Here is an 18,413-nt window from a genome sequence, read left to right as displayed (position 1 = left end):
GCTGCTAAGGTAATTAATTATTCCATTCAATTAATAATTCAGACATCACCACGCAATCCCCTCTTAAAAGCACCCTATCATTATTTAAAACCTCACATGCTACCATACCACCACGCTTTGAAGCTTGATAGCCTATGAGTGTGTTTTTAGACAGTTTCCCTCTCCAATAATTTGCCAAGTAACAATGTGCAGAACCAGTAACAGGATCTTCGTCTATACCGAAATCTGGTACAAATACCCTTGAAATAAAATCATATTCCACATCAGAAGATTTGGCTGTGATGATAAATTTCTTTTTTTGGTGCTTTAGTAGTAGTTCAAATTTAGGGGATAAATTTCTAACAGTATCGCTGTGGTTGACCTCAACCAAACACCAATCGTCATTTGTTTCAATAGCTAATGGTTTTTCCCTTAAAAATGTTTCCAATAAAGCATCTTCTGGTTCAATAGCTTGTGTTTTGCCCAAAGGGAAATCCATTTCCAGCTGATTACCCTTTTTTTTCACCGTCAACAGCCCACTTCTAGTATTGAATTCAAGAACGTCTGTAGATACGTTGAATTTCTCGAAAAGAATTCTGGCCGTTGCAAGTGTAGCATGTCCACAAAGGTCTACTTCTTGGGTTGGCGTGAACCATCTAAGTCGGTAGCGCCCATTTTCTTCATACACAAAAGCAGTTTCAGAAAGATTCATTTCTTGAGCAATGTCTATATATTTCGCATCTGAAAGACCTTCTTCCAGAACACAAACAGCCGCAGGATTTCCTTTAAAAGCCTTATTTGTAAATGAATCTACAGTAAAAATCCTCATTTTAATTAACTTAAAGCTTGCTCTAAATCTGCAATGATATCATCGATATGCTCCAATCCTACGGAGACACGTACCATACCATCCGTAATGCCTGATGCAGCTTTCACTTCTGGTTCAACTTTAGCGTGTGTCGTGCTTGCCGGATGGGTTACAATAGTTCTTGTGTCTCCTAAATTAGCGGATAACGAACACATTTTAATTGAATCAAAAAAGGATCTCCCACCTTCTAGACCACCTTCTACCTCAAACGCTATAATATTCCCACCTAATCGCATTTGCTTCTTTGCAATGTCGTGCTTAGGATGGGACTTTAAAAATGGATATTTCACCCATTTTACTTTAGGATGTCCATCTAAATATGTTGCCAATTTTAAGGCATTTTCACAATGCTTTTCAGTTCTAACAGCTAAGGTTTCCAAAGATTTTGATAATACCCACGCATTAAAAGGACTCATTGCGGGACCTGTGAGCCTTGAGAACAGATATATCTCTCGAATCAGTTCTTTTTTACCAACTGTAATTCCTCCCATCACACGCCCCTGTCCATCCATTAATTTGGTGGCTGAATGAATCACTAAATCAGCGCCAAACTTTATAGGATTTTGTAAATATGGTGTCGCAAAGCAATTGTCAATTACCAACAATATATTATGTTTTTTACAAATGGCGCTTAAATATTCTAAATCTAACACATCAACCCCTGGGTTGGTTGGTGTTTCTGCATAAAGAAACTTGGTATTCGGTTTAATTAATCCTTCTGCGGTTTCAACCTCATTGACATTAAAATAAGAGTACTCAATGTTCCATTTTGGAAAGTATTTCGTAAACAGACCATGGGTAGCTCCAAATACAGAACTGCATGACACCACATGATCGCCTGCGTCTAATAATGTTGCAAATGTTGAAAATACAGCAGCCATACCACTTGCAAAAGCAAAACCAGCTTCTGCCCCTTCCATTATACAAACTTTATCTACAAATTCGTTAACATTCGGATTGCTATAACGACTGTACAGGTCGCGCTGTTTTTCTTCAGCAAAAGACGCCCTCATTTCCTCAGCATCGTCAAAAACAAATCCTGATGTTAAATATAAAGGTACCGAATGCTCTGAGAATTGGGTGGTTTCAGACTGCGTTCTTATAGCTAAAGTTTCAAATTGTTTTTCTTTCATCGTGCATGTTTTTATTTTTTTCCACAAATTCACAAATGCTTTACTCTTAAATAATCCGTGTTATTGTTTTAAAAGATTCCCGCCTGCGCGGGAATTAATTAATATGTTTAGACAATCTTAATATATCGCCAAAAACGCCTCTAGCAGTTACTTCCGATCCTGCTCCGGCGCCTTGAATGACTATAGGTTGCTCGCCGTATGACTCTGTAAATATCTCAAAAATAGCATCACTTCCTTTTATTTGACCCAAAGTACTATCGCCAGGAATGGATATTAATTTCACTTCTAAATTCCCTTTGTCTTTTGATAAATCACCCGACAAATCGCCAATATATCTCAAAACATAACCCGGTTTTTGAGCTTTTTTTATCTTTTGGAACTCTTCATCCAAAACATTCAGTTGGCTTAAAAATTCGGCTACTGAAATATTTCTATAAGCTTCAGGGATTAAATTTTGAACCGAAACATTTTCAAACTCATTCTGCAAATCCAGCTCTCTTGCCAAAATTAACAATTTTCTAGCAACGTCATTTCCTGAAAAGTCTTCTCTTGGATCGGGTTCGGTAAAACCTTTACCTATAGTTTCCTGTACAATGGTACTAAACGGTTTGTCCTGTACAGAGAAATTATTGAATAAATAGCTTAAAGTTCCTGAAAACACCCCTCGAATTCTGGTAATATTTTCACCCGATTCGTGTAATAATTTAATGGTATCAATTAAAGGCAGACCTGCACCAACTGTTGTTTCGTATAAATACTGTTTATTATGCTCTTTTAATTGGGTTCGTAAATCGTCATAAAACTGATACGAAATCGTATTGGCTATTTTGTTTGATGACACCAAATCGAAACCGGCTTCTACCAACGGCACATAATTATTATGAAAACTTGGGCTTGCTGTATTATCTACGGCTATTAAATTTTCTAAATGATGTGTTTTTGCAAAGGCAATGACATCTTCTATAGAACTTTCTAACTGCGATGCTTTTATAGCTTCTTTCCAATTTCCATCTACACCTTTTTTGTTTAAAAGCAGTTTTTTAGAGTTACCAATAGCAAACACGTTTAAATTAATTCCTTTTCGTTTTTCAATATCGCCTTTCGATTTTAAAATCTGATTAATTAAGGCACTACCCACGCCACCGTGACCAAAAATGGCAATGTTTATTTTTTTTGAAATTCCGAAAATCTCACCATGAATCACATTCATGGCTTTATGCAATTGATCCTTTTTAACAACCAAACTCACATTTTTTCCAGTAACCGTATTATTAAATAATAATGGTGTTATTTGGTTTTTTATAAGGGCGTTGAATGGCTTATGGAATGAACTCAATTCAATACCAATAATGGAAATAACCGATACATCGTCAACTACACCGATTTTATTGACATCTTGTGAATAAAAATCGTTTTCAAACTCACGCTCTAAAGCAATAACCGCTTGGGTGGCTTGATCGTCATTAATTATCAACCCTATACCGCGTTCTGAAGACCCTTGGGAAATAATGCTAACACTAATATTATGTTTCGCCAATGCACCAAAAATTCGGGCATCTACACCACTTTTCCCTAACAAACCACGGCCTTCTAAATTCAATAATGCCACATTGTCTAAAACCGATAAAGAGGTGACTTCTTTAGAATTTGGTTTCGCTGTAATCAAAGTCCCTTCATCTTCAGGATTAAAGGTATTTAGAATACGAAGATTGATGTTTTTTTCAACTAATGGAATGATGGTTTTTGCGTGTAAAACCGTGGTTCCAAAGTTTGCTAACTCATTGGCTTCACTAAATGATAATTCTCTTATTTTTTTAGCATCTTCAACCAAATCAGGATTGGCCGTATAAATACCATTTACGTGTGTGTAATTTTGTAATTCTTCGGCATCTAGATAATTAGCGAGTAATGCAGCCGTGTAATTGCTACCGTTTCTACCCAACGTCGTCGTTTCATTTTTAGCGTTTGAAGCAATAAACCCTGTTACAACATTTACAACATCGTTACCGCTATTTTTATAAAAGGTCTTGACGTTATCTTTCGATAATTGTAAAATAGGTTGTGCATTACCAAAAGATCCATCGGTTTTAATTAATTCCCTAGAATCAACCGAAGACGCTTTTATGCCTTTCTTATTTAATAAAGCTGAAATAAGTTTCACTGAAAGCAATTCGCCTTGTGCTAAAATTTCATCTTTGGTTTTTTCACTGTAATCGCCCAATAAACTAACACCTTCAAAGAGTTTATCTAAAATTGAAAATTCTTTGGAAAAATCAATGTCCTTTAAAGGTTCCGTTTGGTAATTTTTAAATACTTGTAAAATTTCTTTATAAGGATGCCCTTTGGCTGCTTTGTTTAAAATATCTTCTAAATCGTCGGTTGCAGAGCTTCTTGCCGAAACCACTACCGTAATCTTTTCGCCTTCTTTTACCTTATTTTCAATAATTGAAATAACGGTGTTCAATCCATCGCCGTTTGCTAACGATTTCCCTCCAAACTTTAATACTTTCATGCGTCTCTTTTTAGAACTTGGCACAAAAATGCCTTCTACTATTTTTTCTAATTGCTCGTACTCCATTAAAAAGGCATCATGCCCATGAACCGAATGTATCTCATTGTAAGTCACATTGGGATTTGACACTGCCAATTGCTTATGTGTTTGCCTGTTTTCCTCGGCTGTAAAAAATAAATCGGAATCAACCCCAATAATATGAATGTTACCGTGTATGTTTTCCAGTACATTAAAATCGGTTGGTCTGTTTTTGGTAACATCAATCGTTTTTAATAACTGATTCATCAACTTATAAGCTGAAAGCTGAAAACGTTCCTGTAATTTATTACCATGATGCAGTAACCAACTCTCCACATTAAAAATTTCCAACTCTACATTTTTGGAACGCTGAAAACGCTTATTAAATGATTCTGGAGTACGGTAACATAACATGGCATGCATTCTGGCATCATGCACCGGATTTCTGGAATTCAACAAAAACTGTTCTTGAATTTGGCAATTGGCGATTAACCAATCCGTCGATTTCCAATCGGTTGCGACAGGTATCAAATTTTCGGTAATATCTGGATTTAAAACGGCCATTTCCCAAGCAATACCACCACCTAACGAGCCTCCAATAAGTGCAAATAACTTATCTATGTTCAGCGCTTTTAAACCCATTAGAAAGATGCTTGCAATATCGCGTGCTACAAAATCTTTATAGTTTTCAATAACAAAACCATCAAACCCATTGCCCGGAATATTAAAAGCCAAAACTGAATAGAGCTTGGTATCGATGACTTTATCATCACCAACCAAATCAGTCCACCAGCCATTTTCGCCAGCTACATTACTATTCCCTGTTAACGCATGATTAACCAATACCACAGGTGCGGTTCCTAAAGCCTTACCAAATAGCTGATAGCTTAATTTGATTTCAGAAATAGATACGTTGCTTTCCGTAATGTAATCTTTGATGATGATATGTTGTAAATTGATATTCAAAATACGTTTTCTATTTTTTTATTTATTAATGAACTCATTTAAACCTTTCACAATTGGCTAAAAAATTGTCCTTTCGCACTCGCTTTTAGTCTTTTCTTCCTTCCGTAGCCCTGCTATGCAACTCAAAAAAGCCTTCAATCGAGCACAAAATAACAGATTTTCGCTTCAATCTAAAAAGCTTAAACGAGTTCAATTACAAAATTAGTCCAACACAACATTGTTTAGATGTACTTAATAGAAAAATGTTAAAAAGAAATAAAAATTACCGTAAGCAATTTTGTTTGGTTATCTATCCATATCATTCTGAAAACCATCCAGAACTGGGTAGAATTTAGCACCTTCTTTACAGGTAAAGGGTTGCTAAGGTTTCACAGGGTCTAATCCCTCCACCTTTCTTGATAACATTTCAGTAAGTTATTGAACTTTGTGAATGCAAATATTCAGTTAGAAAAAGTTAAAATCCTAATTTTTTTCAATAAATTTTTTAAAAACATTTAAGCTTTTAGCTATTTTGTTTAAATCTTACTTGTTAGAACGCATACCATGAAATTTGTCTTGAATGACTAAAGCAATTGGTTTATTCTCAATTTTAGACTCTAACCACGATATAATATCTAAGTACAAAAAAGCGCGGCTTTGGTATGGATCGTGTTCAAATTCCTTAAGTTTCTTATGAAGTTTAATAAACTCGTTTCTAACTTCATTTGGATAAATATCACCCAAACCTCTTAAGAATTTAATAAACTCCTTTTGTACATCATACAGGTCTTCCATTTTAATTAAAAACTTATAGGTACTACGAATTAGCACATCTAAATTATAGTCCATTCCCGCTTCATAATGCGCAACCAGATTCAATATTCTTGAAAAACATAATAAATCCTCTCGCATTTGCAGGGTTTTGTTACTTATTATTTTTTCTAAATATTGAATACACTTTTTATTTTCACCGGCACCAAAATACATACTCGCTATTTTGTAATAAAACACCATAATGTGATGTTCATCAATCCTGTCGCTATAATCTTTTAACCGATGTAAAACTTCATCAACTAGCGGTAAACCTTCCTTAAAGCTACCTTCCATAAAATGAAGATTGAATTTATTATTATAAACATAGAGAAACGCTAAACCATCAATATTATCATCAAAAGGAAACCATTTCTCTTTAGTAATGGTTTCCAATCGTATTAACGACTCTTTAAACTTTTCGTAGTGTCTTAAATAAAATAAAGCTTCAAGCAAATAGTGGTTTCCTCTTAAAAAAAAGACTGGATTTAACATAATTTGATCCTTGTTCTCATAAAAAAGTTCCACCCATTTTGTGGCATATTTATAACAAGACAAAAAATCAACCGTTAAAAAACTATACCATAAATAGGCTTTGTATAGCCACAATTTTTCTCGGAAACCCAAGGTGTTTATATCATATTTTGGAAGTCTTGCGTTAAAATATTTAATAACACGTTTACTTTCCTTATCGTTTTTTACATAGCCTGTTTTTAAAAACAAACCGTACAATTGAAGCGATAAATTAGATAATTTACTAGCCAAGACATTTTGTTGGCTTAGCTCTTTGGCCTGTATGGACAACTCATCGGCCCTATTACTTAAACTCCTTGTAATATACTGGGATTCTATAACTTTTTCCAGTTCAACAATTTCATATGCCACATTCTTTTCTTCGTTGGCAATGGCTAAATTCTTGGCCTTATCTAATATTTTTAAACTTTGTTTATATAAGCCTTTGTGGTATAAAATGGTTGCAAAATCTAACTGTTCGCGGATTTGGATTCTCACATTTTGATGCGACGGGTTTAACCGTAAACTAATTAAAATTTGCTTGTACAAATGCGCTTTTAAATTAGATAGCTGCTCTTTTTTTACAATCCCTTTTTTAAGAATTGCAGCTTCATCGTAAGTCGAAAGTTTTTCTAAAATATTAAAAAGCGTCAAAAATTTTGAATCTTCATTAACTCCTAATCGTCCAACATAAAGTTTAAATTGGCGCTTTTCAGACTTAGAAAGCGACTTTACCAATACAAACAAATTATCTTTTTGCTCTTTTGTCATAGTTATAAAAACCTTGTTAAAAATTTGATTTTCAATTATTTAACTAAACCATATTCAAGTTAAACATCGTAAAAAAAGTGAGTTGCATTATCATTTAAGGAAACCAAAATATACATTCGTAATACAAAAGAAAAATTTATTTTATTAAATGTCTAATACTAACGTCCAAATTTTTGACACTACGCTTCGCGATGGCGAGCAAGTCCCAGGCTGCAAACTAAACACTGAACAAAAATTAATCATTGCTGAACAGCTTGATTTGTTAGGTGTTGATATTATTGAGGCCGGTTTCCCTGTATCAAGTCCTGGCGATTTTAAATCGGTTGAAGCCATTTCTAAAATTGTTAAGCATGCAACAGTCTGTGGTTTAACCCGTTCTGTTGAAAACGATATAAAAGTAGCTGCCGAAGCATTAAAATACGCTAAAACTCCACGAATACATACCGGAATTGGAACCTCTGATTCTCATATAAAATTCAAATTCAACTCAAATAGAGACGCCATTCTTGACCGTGCTTTTAAGGCGGTAAGTTACGCAAAATCTTTTGTTGAAGATGTAGAATTTTATGCTGAAGATGCTGGAAGAACCGATAACGAATATTTAGCACGCATATGTGAAGCTGTTATTAAAGCCGGTGCTACCGTTTTAAACATTCCAGATACTACTGGTTACTGTTTACCACACGAGTATGGTGCTAAAATTAAATATCTAAAAGAAAACGTAAAAGGTATTGAAAAGGCTGTTTTATCATGTCACTGCCATAACGATCTAGGATTGGCAACAGCCAACTCCATAGAAGGTGTTATTAATGGTGCCCGCCAAATTGAATGTACCATAAACGGTATTGGTGAGCGTGCAGGAAACACCGCTTTAGAAGAAGTCGTGATGATTTTAAAACAACACCCATATTTAAATTTAGATACCCGTATCAAAACAGAAATGCTTTATGGTATTAGCCAATTGGTATCAGAAAGTATGGGTATTTATACGCAACCTAACAAAGCTATTGTTGGGGCTAACGCCTTTGCCCATAGTTCTGGAATCCATCAAGACGGTGTGATTAAAAATCGTGAAACTTACGAAATTATAGATCCAAAAGATGTTGGCGTCACCGAATCCGCTATTGTGTTAACCGCAAGAAGTGGGCGTGCTGCATTAGCATATAGAGCAAAGAATGTTGGATACGAATTAACGAAACTTCAATTGGATGAAATCTATTTAAATTTCTTGGATTTTGCCGATAATAAGAAAGAAGTTGATGATAACGATATTCATTACATTATAGAGAACAGTAAATTATATAAGGAAATTATTTCAGCTTAGTAGCTTAATAAATAAAAAGATTCCCGCTTTCGCGAGAATGAAAAAAATTTACATATGAAATTAAATATAGCCGTTTTACCAGGCGATGGCATAGGTCCAGAAGTCATAGCACAAGCCGAAAAGGTCTTGAAAGCTATTGCTATGGAGTTTAACCATGTATTTACATTTCAACACGCTTTAGTTGGTGCTAGTGCTATAGAAAAAACAGGGAATCCGTTGCCAGAAGAAACCATTAGCATTTGTGAAAATGCCGATGCTATCTTATTCGGTGCCATAGGAAATGCAGCGTTCGATTTAGATCCCTACGCCAAAATAAGACCCGAACAAGGTCTTTTACGATTACGTAAATCGTTGGGTCTTTATACCAATATAAGGCCTGTAATTGCTTACGAAGATTTGCTTAATAAATCTTCTTTAAAGAAAAAACAAATAAGCAATACCAATATTCTTATTTACCGCGAACTCACTGGAGGCATTTATTTTGGTGAAAAAAAATTAAGCGACGACGGCAATACAGCGTCCGATATTTGCGAATACACTCGTTTAGAAATTGAACGCATCGCCCATTTAGCATTTAAGGCTGCCCAATCCAGAAAACGCAAATTAACCTTGGTTGATAAAGCCAATGCTCTAGAAAGCTCCAGATTATGGCGTAGAGTCGTGCAAGAATTAGCACCGCAATACCCAAATGTTCGATTGCATTTTATGTATATCGACAATGCCGCTATGGAGCTCATCATGAATCCAAGACAATTTGATGTTATTTTAACCGAAAACATGTTTGGCGACATCTTATCGGAAGAAGCCAGCGTCATTGTAGGTTCCATTGGCTTATTAGCTTCGGCGTCTTTAGGAGATAAGCACGCTATGTTTGAGCCCATACATGGGGCTTACTCAAAAGCAGCCAACAAAGGCATTGCAAACCCTATAGCATCCATTTTGGCAGCAGCCATGTTGTTAGACCATTTTGGGTTGGATGACGAAGCAGCATTAGTAAGAGAAGGTGTAGATAAATCGTTAAAACTACATATTACCACACCCGATTTAAATACGAAGTACGATAACATTACCACCACAAAAGTTGGCGATTTCATTGAAGATTTTATAAACAATCCAGATGAAACCAATTTAAACTTTACCAACATACATTTAGGGCAGTCCACAATCATTTAATTATTTGAGTTAGTCACCAAAATTTAAAATCTTTCGGGATAGTCCATAAAAGCGCATTTTAAGAAGTGCGCTTTTTTAATATGTTTTATTTGGTAGTTGCTGTGCGAAGTCGGGAGACTTCGCATCTGCTAGCGTATAATAGAGCGCATGAGCAATCCCTAACACAAAAAAACTATTTCATTATAAACAACAGACTAATGGCCCTTAATTATTTCAAAGTAGTTTTCTAAATTAAAGATTAACAAAATCCTCAAAAGCATCGTTGTAATAAATGGTAATTTCAGTGCCCTTCACAATATCTGTTTTTGCTACAAATGTTTGGATTAGGTTATCAAAATCACGCTCGTCAACTTTCGCATTCGGTTGACTACTATGATTAAAAAAACTCCCCGCATCACTTATACAAATAGCATCATATTCCTCTGTCCAAGGAAACTGAAGGGTTGCCAAAACTTCTGGCAAATTTTCATTTACGTGAATAAGCGCCATGTGGCTTGCAACTAATAGTTCGCCTTTAGCAATATGTCGCGTTGCAAAAACACCTTTTCCGTGTAATGGCGATTGTTTTACTTCTACCATAATAAATATAGGCTATCTATAAAGAAATTAAAAACTTTGTAACCAATCAAACAATCTGTCAGGCCACGTTTGCAAATAACCTCTTCCTAAAGCTAAACTATAGCCATGGCCACCTTCAGGGTAAATATGCATTTCCGTTTTAATACCTATATCCTTCAAAGCTTTGTATAGGTTCAAACTATTTTCTACAGGTACAACACCATCATTAGTAGAATGTACTATAAACGTTGGAGGTGTATTTTCAGTAACCTGTAATTCATTTGAATACTGATTTATTAATGCATCCGATGGATTTTTACCCAATAAATTCAATCGAGATCCTGTATGTGTGTAATCCATTTTCATGGTTACAACTGGATAAATTAATATCATAAAATCTGGTCGTGCTGAAATGGTATCAATTGTAGTCCCTTTAAAATTGTTTGGTTTATCAAATTGAGTGCCTAAAGTAGAAGCAACATGACCACCAGCTGAAAACCCCATAATGCCAATTTTGTTTGGATTTACATGCCATTTCTCCGATTGTGAACGAACTATTCTTAAAGCACGTTGTGCATCTTGCAAAGGTGCTTCATAAGATATTTTTACCGATTTTGAATTTGGTAATCTATATTTTAAAACAAATGCCGCAATCCCTTTAGAATTATACCATTTTGCTATATCTGTACCTTCCCAATCATAAGATAAATGTTGATATCCCCCACCTGGACAAATAACGACTGCTTTTCCATTGGCATTCATTGGAGTTGGTAAAAACACTTCTAAAGTAGGTGTTTGCACCAGTAAAATCATGGTTGCGTCAGTTTTTTTAACAATTTCTTTGTCATCTGACTTTTCACTATTCGGAATATCACCATTCCATAATGGTATTATATCATTCTGAGCAGAGCCATGAATCAAAATAAAAAAGAAACTAAGGATTAAAAATATATTTTTAACAGCCATGCTTAGACCTTTTAAATTAATTTTTAACAGGAAACTTCGCCCGAATTTTATCTAAACACAAATTATGAATACTTCCTATATGGGTATGTTTTTTAGACGTATCAGGTTTGTATGTTCCATTTTGTACTTCACCTCCAATTTTTTGATACGCTTCTCTAAAACTTTGACCTTCTACAACAAGCGTGTTAATATTATCAACCGTAAAAAGGTATTTGTACAAATCATTATTGACATCAACATCTTTCACAATAACTTGCTGAATCGAAAAATTGAAAATATCTAAAATGTCTTTGACATCTTCAAAAGCAGCAATCATGTTTTCTTTTAACAACTGAAAATCACGGTGGTAACCACTTGGTAAGTTATTGGTTATTAAAAGCATTTCGGTTTGTAGCGCTTGTATTTTATTACATTTACCACGAATCAATTCAAAAACATCTGGGTTCTTTTTGTGTGGCATGATACTACTACCCGTAGTTAATTCATCTGGAAAGGAAATAAAACCAAAATTCTGACTCATATACAAACACACATCCATAGCAAAGCGCCCCATAGTGTTGCATAAACTCCCTAAACTGGCAGCAATGGTGCGTTCGCTTTTACCACGACTCATTTGTGCCGCAACCACATTGTATTTTAGGGTTGCAAAATTCATGTCTTTAGTGGTAAATTCTCTATCTATTGGAAACGAACTTCCGTACCCCGCAGCAGAACCTAAAGGGTTTTGATCGACGGTTTGTAGGGCTGCATTGAGCAAATACACATCGTCTATTAAAACCTCAGCATACGCCGAAAACCACAACCCAAAAGATGATGGCATTGCCACTTGAAGGTGTGTGTATCCAGGAAGCACTTTATCTTTATAAGTGTCTGCTAAACCTAAAAGGGTTTCAAAAAGTGTCTGCGTTTTCTGTTTTACAATGCCTAAATTCTCTTTGTAATATAATTGCAACGCTACTAAAACTTGGTCATTTCTAGAACGCGCCGTGTGGATTTTTTTACCGACTTCTCCTAACGATTTAGTCAATTCAAACTCTATTTTAGAATGTACATCTTCAAACTGTGGATCGATTACAAAAGTGCCGTTATCTATTTGGGTTTCTAATTTTTTCAAACCTCCTAATAGCTCGATCAATTCGTTGGCTGTAAGAATGCCAATTTTTTGAAGCATTTTAGCATGAGCTCTTGATGCTATTACATCGTATTTCGCTATATGAATATCAATTTCCCTATCGTTTCCAACAGTAAATTGCTCTATTTTTTTGTCGATTGATATGCCTTTATCCCAGAGTTTCATAAATATAATCTTTTGTCATTCCCGCGAAAGCGGGAATCTTTTTATTCTTTACTGATATTTTATAGATTCCTGTCTACGCAGGAATTATTTCTGCGAAGGCAGAAATCCCTACCTTCTATTTTTTGTTAATACTTTAATTTAAAAACCGTTTCGGTTTTTTTATTTTCAACTGTCAATTTTAAAAACCTAACAGTTCTTATTATTTTGTTGACCCTTCGACTACGCTCAGGGTGACATTCATTTCCTAACTACTTTACAAAAAGAGATTCCTGCCTACGCAGGAATTATAACCCGATTCAACAATTCAACATATATTTTAATCCCTTCTTCTATTTCATGCAAATAAATAAATTCGTCTGCTGAATGTGAGCGCGGACTATCGCCTGGCCCTAATTTTAAAGATTTACATGACAACCATGCCTGATCTGATAATGTTGGTGACCCATACATCGTTCTGCCCATTGCGATTCCTGCTTGCACCAATGGATGTTCAACAGGTATAGACGAGGAGTTTAAATGCAAACTACGAGGTACAATACTTGAACATGGTGCATTTTTCTGTAAAAATTCTGCAATTTCAGCATTCGTATAGGCATCGTTAACACGAACATCAATGACCAATTCCACGTCGGCTGGCACCACATTATGCTGCTTTCCGGCATTGATTTGGGTGACTGTTAATTTCACATCGCCCAATGCTTCCGTGCTTTTTTCAAACTTTAAATCTTTAAACCACTGTAATGTTTCAATGGTTTTATAAATGGGGTTATCGTCGTTTGGATGTGCTGCATGACTCGCCGTTCCTTTTACTTTTGCATCGAAAACGACCAAACCCTTTTCGGCAACAGCTAGATTCATTTGAGTTGGTTCACCTACAATCGCCACATCAATCTTAGGAATGATTTTTAGCATACTGTTTAATCCATCCGGACCACTGCTTTCTTCTTCCGCTGAAGCAACTAAAATTAAGTTATACTTTAAATCCTTATGATTGTAAAAATAGGTAAACGTGGCTATTAATGACACCAAACAACCACCCGCATCGTTACTTCCTAAACCGTATAATTTGCCGTCTTCTACAATGGCTTTGAATGGGTCTTTTGTATAAGCTGTATTGGGTTTTACAGTATCGTGGTGCGAATTAAGCAACATGTTTGGTTTGCTGGCATCGAAGTGCTTGTTAACGGCCCAAACATTGTTTTTTGTTCGTTTATAATCGATGTTATATTGCTTAAGCCAAGTTTCAATATGCAATGCGGTTTGATCTTCTTCTGAAGAAAAAGACGGTGTTTCTATTAGTTGTTTTAATAGTGCAATCGCATTGTTTGTTAATTCTTGTAACGCCATATTATAGAGTTATTCTTGTAAAATTATCGTTTTCTTGGGTTAACATAGCTGTATTTCCCATATTTATGGTTTTTACACCGTGGTTTAAAGCATCGAAACAGTTTTCTAACTTTGGCAGCATGCCATCTGCAATGATGCCTTGCTCTAATAATTCAGAATACAACTTAGAATCGATATGCTTTATAACTGAATTTTTATCGTTGATATCTTTTAAAACACCATTCAATTCAAAACAATAATAAATAGATGTTTCGTAAAGTTCACTCATACCAACAGCTACTTGGGAGGTAATGGTATCGGCATTGGTGTTTAATAATTGTCCGTTACCATCATGCGTTATGGCACAAAATACAGGTGTAAAATCTGCCTGAATTAATTTATCGATAGACTTGTGTGCTACTTTTTTAACATCGCCCACAAAACCAAAATCCACCTCTTTTACAGGTCTTTTTTCTGATGAGATACTATTGATATCGGCACCCGTTAACCCAATGGCATCGACTTGTAATGCCTGTAACTGCGCCACGATATTTTTATTCACCAGTCCACCATAAACCATGGTAATAACTTCAAGAGTTTCGGCATCGGTGATGCGTCTGCCATTGACCATTTTAGACTCGATACCTAATTTTGATGCCATACTGGTAGCTCGTTTTCCACCGCCATGTACTAAAATCTTCTTTCCTTTTAAATTAGCAAATAGTTTTAGAAATGCGCTTAAAGACGCATCGTCTTCAATAATATTTCCTCCTATTTTTACTATGGATAGTTTTTCTTTAGCCATTTTCTAATATCTTTTTCAACACCAATTGCGCAGCGTAAGTTCTGTTGTTGGCTTGTTGGATAACAATAGAGCTATCACTATCCAAAACAGCGTCTTCAACAATGACATTTCGTCTGACAGGTAAACAGTGCATAAATTTAGCATTGCCCAATTTTGCTTTTGTAATCATCCAATTGGGGTCGGTGTTCAATACTTTTCCGTAATCGTTATAACTGCTCCAGTTTTTCACATATACAAAATCGGCATTTTTAAAAGCGTCCTCTTGGTTGTGAATTATTGGGGTTTTTCCTGTGATTTCCGGATTTAACTCATACCCTTCTGGATGTGTTATTACAAATTCCACATCCATTTTTTGCATGGCTTGTACAAAACTATTCGCTACGGCGTGTGGTAATGATTTTATATGTGGTGCCCAACTCAAAACTACTTTAGGCTTGACTGTTTTGGCATGTTCTGAAATAGTAATGGCATCGGTAAGCCCTTGAAGCGGATGACCCGTGGCACTTTCCATATTTACAATGGGCACAGTGGCATATTTTACAAACGATTTAAGTACATGCTCGCTTTCGTCTTTTGCTTTATCCGTTAACGTTGGGAACGCTCTTACCGCAATAATATCGCAGTATTGGGATACTACAGCCGCAGCTTCTTTGATATGTTCTGCGGTGTTTCCATTCATAATGGTGCCATCTCCAAACTCGATACCCCAAGCATCGCCAGAAACATTCATTACAATAGGATTCATACCTAAATTTAACGCTGCTTTTTGGGTACTTAAGCGTGTACGCAAACTAGAATTAAAAAACAATAACCCAATGGTTTTATGTTTTCCTAAATCAATATGCTTAAGCGGATTTGCTTTTAATGCTTTAGCTTCCTCAATCCATGAATGGATATTATCTATATCGTGTATAGAGGTATAATTCTTCATTTTATTTTAGTTCCATTTTCTGATGAATAATAGTTGTCTTTTTTGATGGATATTTGTCTCCTATAATTATAAAATTAAATTTTTCATAGAATGATATTGCGGTTTCCCTTGCGTTTAATGTAATTCTAGAATTTGTTCTTTCTTTGCTATATTCAATTAGTTTATTTAATAGCTTGCCTCCTATGCCCTTGTACTGAAAACTTTTATCAATCGCCATTTGAGAAATCACACATTCATTTTCTTCAAAATTCAATCTTCCTGTCCCAATAACTTTATTGTTGTTTAAACAAATCAAATGGACTCCTTTAGCTTCAAATTTGTCATTAATCAAATCTGCTGCATTTGGCATTCCTTCAAAAAAAGCCCTTATCCTTAGTGAAACTGCTTCTTTATAAAATTCATTTTTTATATCAATAAACTTAAAATCCATCAAATTATTTTAGTAAACGCTACTTTGTTATTCATAGCATTTACCATGAAATTATCTTCCAATCCGTTTACTATCCACGTTTCTATATTTGCTTTTTTTGTTACTTCAGCGGCTTCAATTTTAGACTGCATGCCGCCACTTCCGTGAGACGACTTTGAACTCACCACTTGTTTTGCCAACGCCTCAAAATCTTCTACCAACTCAATAGTTTTGGGAGTGCCATTCTCCATAGATTCTTTAGTATAAATACCGTTTGTATTGGTCGCAATAATAAACAAATCTGCTTTTAAAAGAGACGCTGTTAATGCCCCTAATTTATCGTTATCTCCAAACTTAATTTCATCGGTTGCCACAGTGTCATTTTCATTAATGATTGGAATATAATTATTATTAACCAAAACATTAATAGTGTTTACAATGTTTGTTCGGCTTTGTTCCCTTTCAAAATCGGAATACGACAACAAACACTGCGACGTCAACAACCCCGCTTCTCTAAAAATTTCTTGATAGATTCGAATTAAATGCGGCTGACCAATAGATGCTAATGCTTGCTTCACATTGATATCTTTGCCTTTGCTTTCCAGTTTCACAAACTGTTTTGCCACGGCAATAGCTCCCGAACTTACAATAATGAACTCGCAAGTATCTTGTAAAAGAGCGATTTGATTCGCCATATCTTCAATCTTACCTCTAGAAATGTTATCCGTTTCTTTAGTAAGGGTATTAGAACCTACTTTAAGCAATATTCTTTTTTTCTTTTGCATGCTTACCTTATTTGTCCATTGCCATGAACATACCATTTATTGGTTACCAAATGTTCCAATCCAATAGGGCCTCTTTGGTGTAATTTATCGGTACTGATTGCCAACTCACCACCTAAACCTAATTGGCTACCATCGGTAAAACGGGTGGATGCGTTATGATAAACCGCTGCTGTATCTACATTGGCCATAAAAGTTTCAGCAACATCATTATTTGTTGTGATGATAGAAGATGAATGACCACCAGAATATTTATTAATCATAGCGATCGTGGCTTCATTAGAATCTATTTCTGCCATAGCAATTTTATAATCTAAAAATTCCTCATACCAGATATCATCAGACCCAATGGCTTCAACACCTTCAAATTTTGAGATGGCTCCATCACCTAAAATCTGTACTTTAAATTCTTTTAATTTAGAAATCAAAGTTTTAATAAAAGCTTCTTTATTTGGTAGATTTTCATCAATTAACACTTTATCTAAAGCATTACATGCTGAAATTTTAGCTGTTTTTGCATTGATAATCACGTCTAAAGCAATTTGTTGATCGGCCTCTTTGTGAACATACACAAAGTTATTTCCACGCCCACTGATAATTACCGGACACGTAGCATGCTGTTTAACAAAAGCAATTAAACGCTCACCTCCACGAGGTACAATTAAATCTACTTTTTGGGTTGGATTTTCTAAAAAAGCCTGTGTCTCCGTTCTGTTGAATTGTAAATATTCAACCCAATCGGTCGAAGCACCATGTTCTTTCAATGCTTGATGCCACAATTCAACTATTTTCAAATTAGATTTTAAAGACTCTTTTCCGCCTTTTAATAGAATTTTATTTCCCGATTTAAAAGCAATTCCTGCGGCCTCGACTGTCACATCTGGTCTCGATTCATAAATAATCAACACCGTTCCAAAAGAAGCTGTTTTATTGTAAACTTGCATCCCATTGTCGTGCTTAAAACTAAAGCGTTCAATACCTACAGGATCTCTTTGTGCTGCTAAATGTGTTACCGAAGCAATCATTTCATCTACTTTGGAATCATCTACTTTTAAACGGTCGTACATAGAAATATCGGCACCATCATAAGCATCTAAATCGGCTTTGTTAATCTTAATGATAGCGGCTCTTTCAGAATCTAAAAGTGCTGCCATTTTAAGTAATACGTCGTTTCTTGTTTCTATGTTTAATAAAGTATTCATTTTTTTTGTTTTTTTGAGTTACTAAGCTTCAAAGCTGCAAAGTTACAAAGTTTCTAAGCTTTGAGTCTTTGAAGCTTTGCAACTCTGAGTC

15 protein-coding genes and 1 riboswitch are annotated in these 18,413 nt (G+C 35.2%); of the genes, 2 read left to right on the top strand and 13 right to left on the bottom strand.

The window, feature by feature from the left end; all coding sequences use genetic code 11:
- Window positions 1–13: 13 nt before the first annotated feature.
- The 4 genes from CJ739_RS10420 to CJ739_RS10405 all read right to left on the bottom strand — a co-directional run bounded on the left by CJ739_RS10420 (window position 14) and on the right by CJ739_RS10405 (window position 7,549).
- On the bottom strand, window positions 14–808 hold the full coding sequence (locus tag CJ739_RS10420) for a PhzF family phenazine biosynthesis protein (RefSeq protein ID WP_117175037.1): 795 nt from the start codon (window positions 806–808) through the stop codon (window positions 14–16).
- A 5-nt stretch (window positions 809–813) separates the two neighbouring features.
- Entirely contained in the window at window positions 814–1,980 is a 1,167-nt protein-coding gene (locus CJ739_RS10415) for a trans-sulfuration enzyme family protein (RefSeq protein ID WP_117175035.1), read from the bottom strand.
- A gap of 94 nt (window positions 1,981–2,074) precedes the next feature.
- Window positions 2,075–5,476 carry a bifunctional aspartate kinase/homoserine dehydrogenase I gene (thrA, locus tag CJ739_RS10410; RefSeq protein WP_117175033.1) on the bottom strand — a complete coding sequence of 1,134 codons (3,402 nt, stop codon included), beginning with the start codon at window positions 5,474–5,476 and terminating at the stop codon, window positions 2,075–2,077.
- Between the two features lie 282 nt (window positions 5,477–5,758).
- Window positions 5,759–5,881: riboswitch (SAM riboswitch) on the bottom strand.
- 117 nt (window positions 5,882–5,998) lie between these two features.
- Window positions 5,999–7,549 (bottom strand): hypothetical protein, encoded by a 1,551-nt coding sequence (locus tag CJ739_RS10405; RefSeq protein WP_117175031.1) that lies wholly within the window; start codon window positions 7,547–7,549, stop codon window positions 5,999–6,001.
- 148 nt (window positions 7,550–7,697) lie between these two features.
- Here CJ739_RS10405 and CJ739_RS10400 point away from each other — a divergent pair, with 148 nt between their 5' ends.
- Together CJ739_RS10400 and leuB are read left to right on the top strand one after the other, a co-directional pair.
- Window positions 7,698–8,873, top strand: coding sequence for a 2-isopropylmalate synthase (locus CJ739_RS10400; RefSeq protein WP_117175029.1), 1,176 nt, complete (start codon window positions 7,698–7,700; stop codon window positions 8,871–8,873).
- 54 nt (window positions 8,874–8,927) lie between these two features.
- Window positions 8,928–10,046, top strand: a complete 1,119-nt coding sequence (gene leuB / locus CJ739_RS10395; protein WP_117175027.1) for a 3-isopropylmalate dehydrogenase — start codon at window positions 8,928–8,930, stop codon at window positions 10,044–10,046.
- Window positions 10,047–10,277: 231 nt separating this feature from the next.
- Here leuB and CJ739_RS10390 read toward each other — a convergent pair whose 3' ends face one another.
- The 9 genes from CJ739_RS10390 to CJ739_RS10350 form a co-directional block, all read right to left on the bottom strand.
- Complete coding sequence (locus CJ739_RS10390) at window positions 10,278–10,625, bottom strand: SET domain-containing protein (RefSeq protein WP_117175025.1); 348 nt, start codon at window positions 10,623–10,625, stop codon at window positions 10,278–10,280.
- Between the two features lie 27 nt (window positions 10,626–10,652).
- The gene (locus CJ739_RS10385) at window positions 10,653–11,570 is read right to left on the bottom strand and encodes an alpha/beta hydrolase (protein ID WP_117175023.1); all 918 of its coding nucleotides are present in this window, start codon (window positions 11,568–11,570) and stop codon (window positions 10,653–10,655) included.
- Between the two features lie 16 nt (window positions 11,571–11,586).
- Window positions 11,587–12,867, bottom strand: a complete 1,281-nt coding sequence (gene argH, locus CJ739_RS10380; protein WP_117175021.1) for an argininosuccinate lyase — start codon at window positions 12,865–12,867, stop codon at window positions 11,587–11,589.
- Between the two features lie 273 nt (window positions 12,868–13,140).
- Entirely contained in the window at window positions 13,141–14,214 is a 1,074-nt protein-coding gene (locus CJ739_RS10375; protein WP_117175019.1) for a M20 family metallo-hydrolase, read from the bottom strand.
- 1 nt (window position 14,215) lies between these two features.
- Complete coding sequence (argB, locus tag CJ739_RS10370) at window positions 14,216–14,998, bottom strand: acetylglutamate kinase (RefSeq protein ID WP_117175017.1); 783 nt, start codon at window positions 14,996–14,998, stop codon at window positions 14,216–14,218.
- Complete coding sequence (locus CJ739_RS10365; protein WP_117175015.1) at window positions 14,991–15,929, bottom strand: N-acetylornithine carbamoyltransferase; 939 nt, start codon at window positions 15,927–15,929, stop codon at window positions 14,991–14,993. The genes argB and CJ739_RS10365 overlap by 8 nt, the downstream gene beginning before the upstream one ends.
- Window position 15,930: 1 nt before the next feature.
- Window positions 15,931–16,359 carry a GNAT family N-acetyltransferase gene (locus CJ739_RS10360; protein ID WP_117175013.1) on the bottom strand — a complete coding sequence of 143 codons (429 nt, stop codon included), beginning with the start codon at window positions 16,357–16,359 and terminating at the stop codon, window positions 15,931–15,933.
- A complete protein-coding gene (gene proB, locus CJ739_RS10355; protein WP_117178914.1) occupies window positions 16,359–17,123 on the bottom strand; it encodes a glutamate 5-kinase in 765 nt (254 codons plus the stop codon). The genes CJ739_RS10360 and proB overlap by 1 nt, the downstream gene beginning before the upstream one ends.
- Before the next feature lie 2 nt (window positions 17,124–17,125).
- A complete protein-coding gene (locus tag CJ739_RS10350) occupies window positions 17,126–18,322 on the bottom strand; it encodes a glutamate-5-semialdehyde dehydrogenase (RefSeq protein WP_117175011.1) in 1,197 nt (398 codons plus the stop codon).
- Between the last annotated feature and the right edge of the window lie 91 nt (window positions 18,323–18,413).

This window comes from Mariniflexile sp. TRM1-10 (assembly GCF_003425985.1).
GTDB lineage: Bacteria > Bacteroidota > Bacteroidia > Flavobacteriales > Flavobacteriaceae > Mariniflexile.
This window is presented reverse-complemented; position numbering and strand designations above follow the sequence as displayed.

Bases quoted from the DNA above. Each gene is read 5' to 3' on its own strand.
- CJ739_RS10365 (WP_117175015.1), bottom strand. From the start codon at position 15,929: ATGAAGAATTATACCTCTATACACGATATAGATAATATCCATTCATGG.
- CJ739_RS10360 (WP_117175013.1), bottom strand. From the start codon at position 16,359: ATGGATTTTAAGTTTATTGATATAAAAAATGAATTTTATAAAGAAGCA.
- CJ739_RS10415 (WP_117175035.1), bottom strand. From the start codon at position 1,980: ATGAAAGAAAAACAATTTGAAACTTTAGCTATAAGAACGCAGTCTGAA.
- argB (WP_117175017.1), bottom strand. From the start codon at position 14,998: ATGGCTAAAGAAAAACTATCCATAGTAAAAATAGGAGGAAATATTATT.
- proB (WP_117178914.1), bottom strand. From the start codon at position 17,123: ATGCAAAAGAAAAAAAGAATATTGCTTAAAGTAGGTTCTAATACCCTT.
- CJ739_RS10350 (WP_117175011.1), bottom strand. From the start codon at position 18,322: ATGAATACTTTATTAAACATAGAAACAAGAAACGACGTATTACTTAAA.
- CJ739_RS10375 (WP_117175019.1), bottom strand. From the start codon at position 14,214: ATGGCGTTACAAGAATTAACAAACAATGCGATTGCACTATTAAAACAA.
- CJ739_RS10385 (WP_117175023.1), bottom strand. From the start codon at position 11,570: ATGGCTGTTAAAAATATATTTTTAATCCTTAGTTTCTTTTTTATTTTG.
- leuB (WP_117175027.1), top strand. From the start codon at position 8,928: ATGAAATTAAATATAGCCGTTTTACCAGGCGATGGCATAGGTCCAGAA.
- CJ739_RS10405 (WP_117175031.1), bottom strand. From the start codon at position 7,549: ATGACAAAAGAGCAAAAAGATAATTTGTTTGTATTGGTAAAGTCGCTT.
- CJ739_RS10400 (WP_117175029.1), top strand. From the start codon at position 7,698: ATGTCTAATACTAACGTCCAAATTTTTGACACTACGCTTCGCGATGGC.
- CJ739_RS10390 (WP_117175025.1), bottom strand. From the start codon at position 10,625: ATGGTAGAAGTAAAACAATCGCCATTACACGGAAAAGGTGTTTTTGCA.
- argH (WP_117175021.1), bottom strand. From the start codon at position 12,867: ATGAAACTCTGGGATAAAGGCATATCAATCGACAAAAAAATAGAGCAA.
- CJ739_RS10420 (WP_117175037.1), bottom strand. From the start codon at position 808: ATGAGGATTTTTACTGTAGATTCATTTACAAATAAGGCTTTTAAAGGA.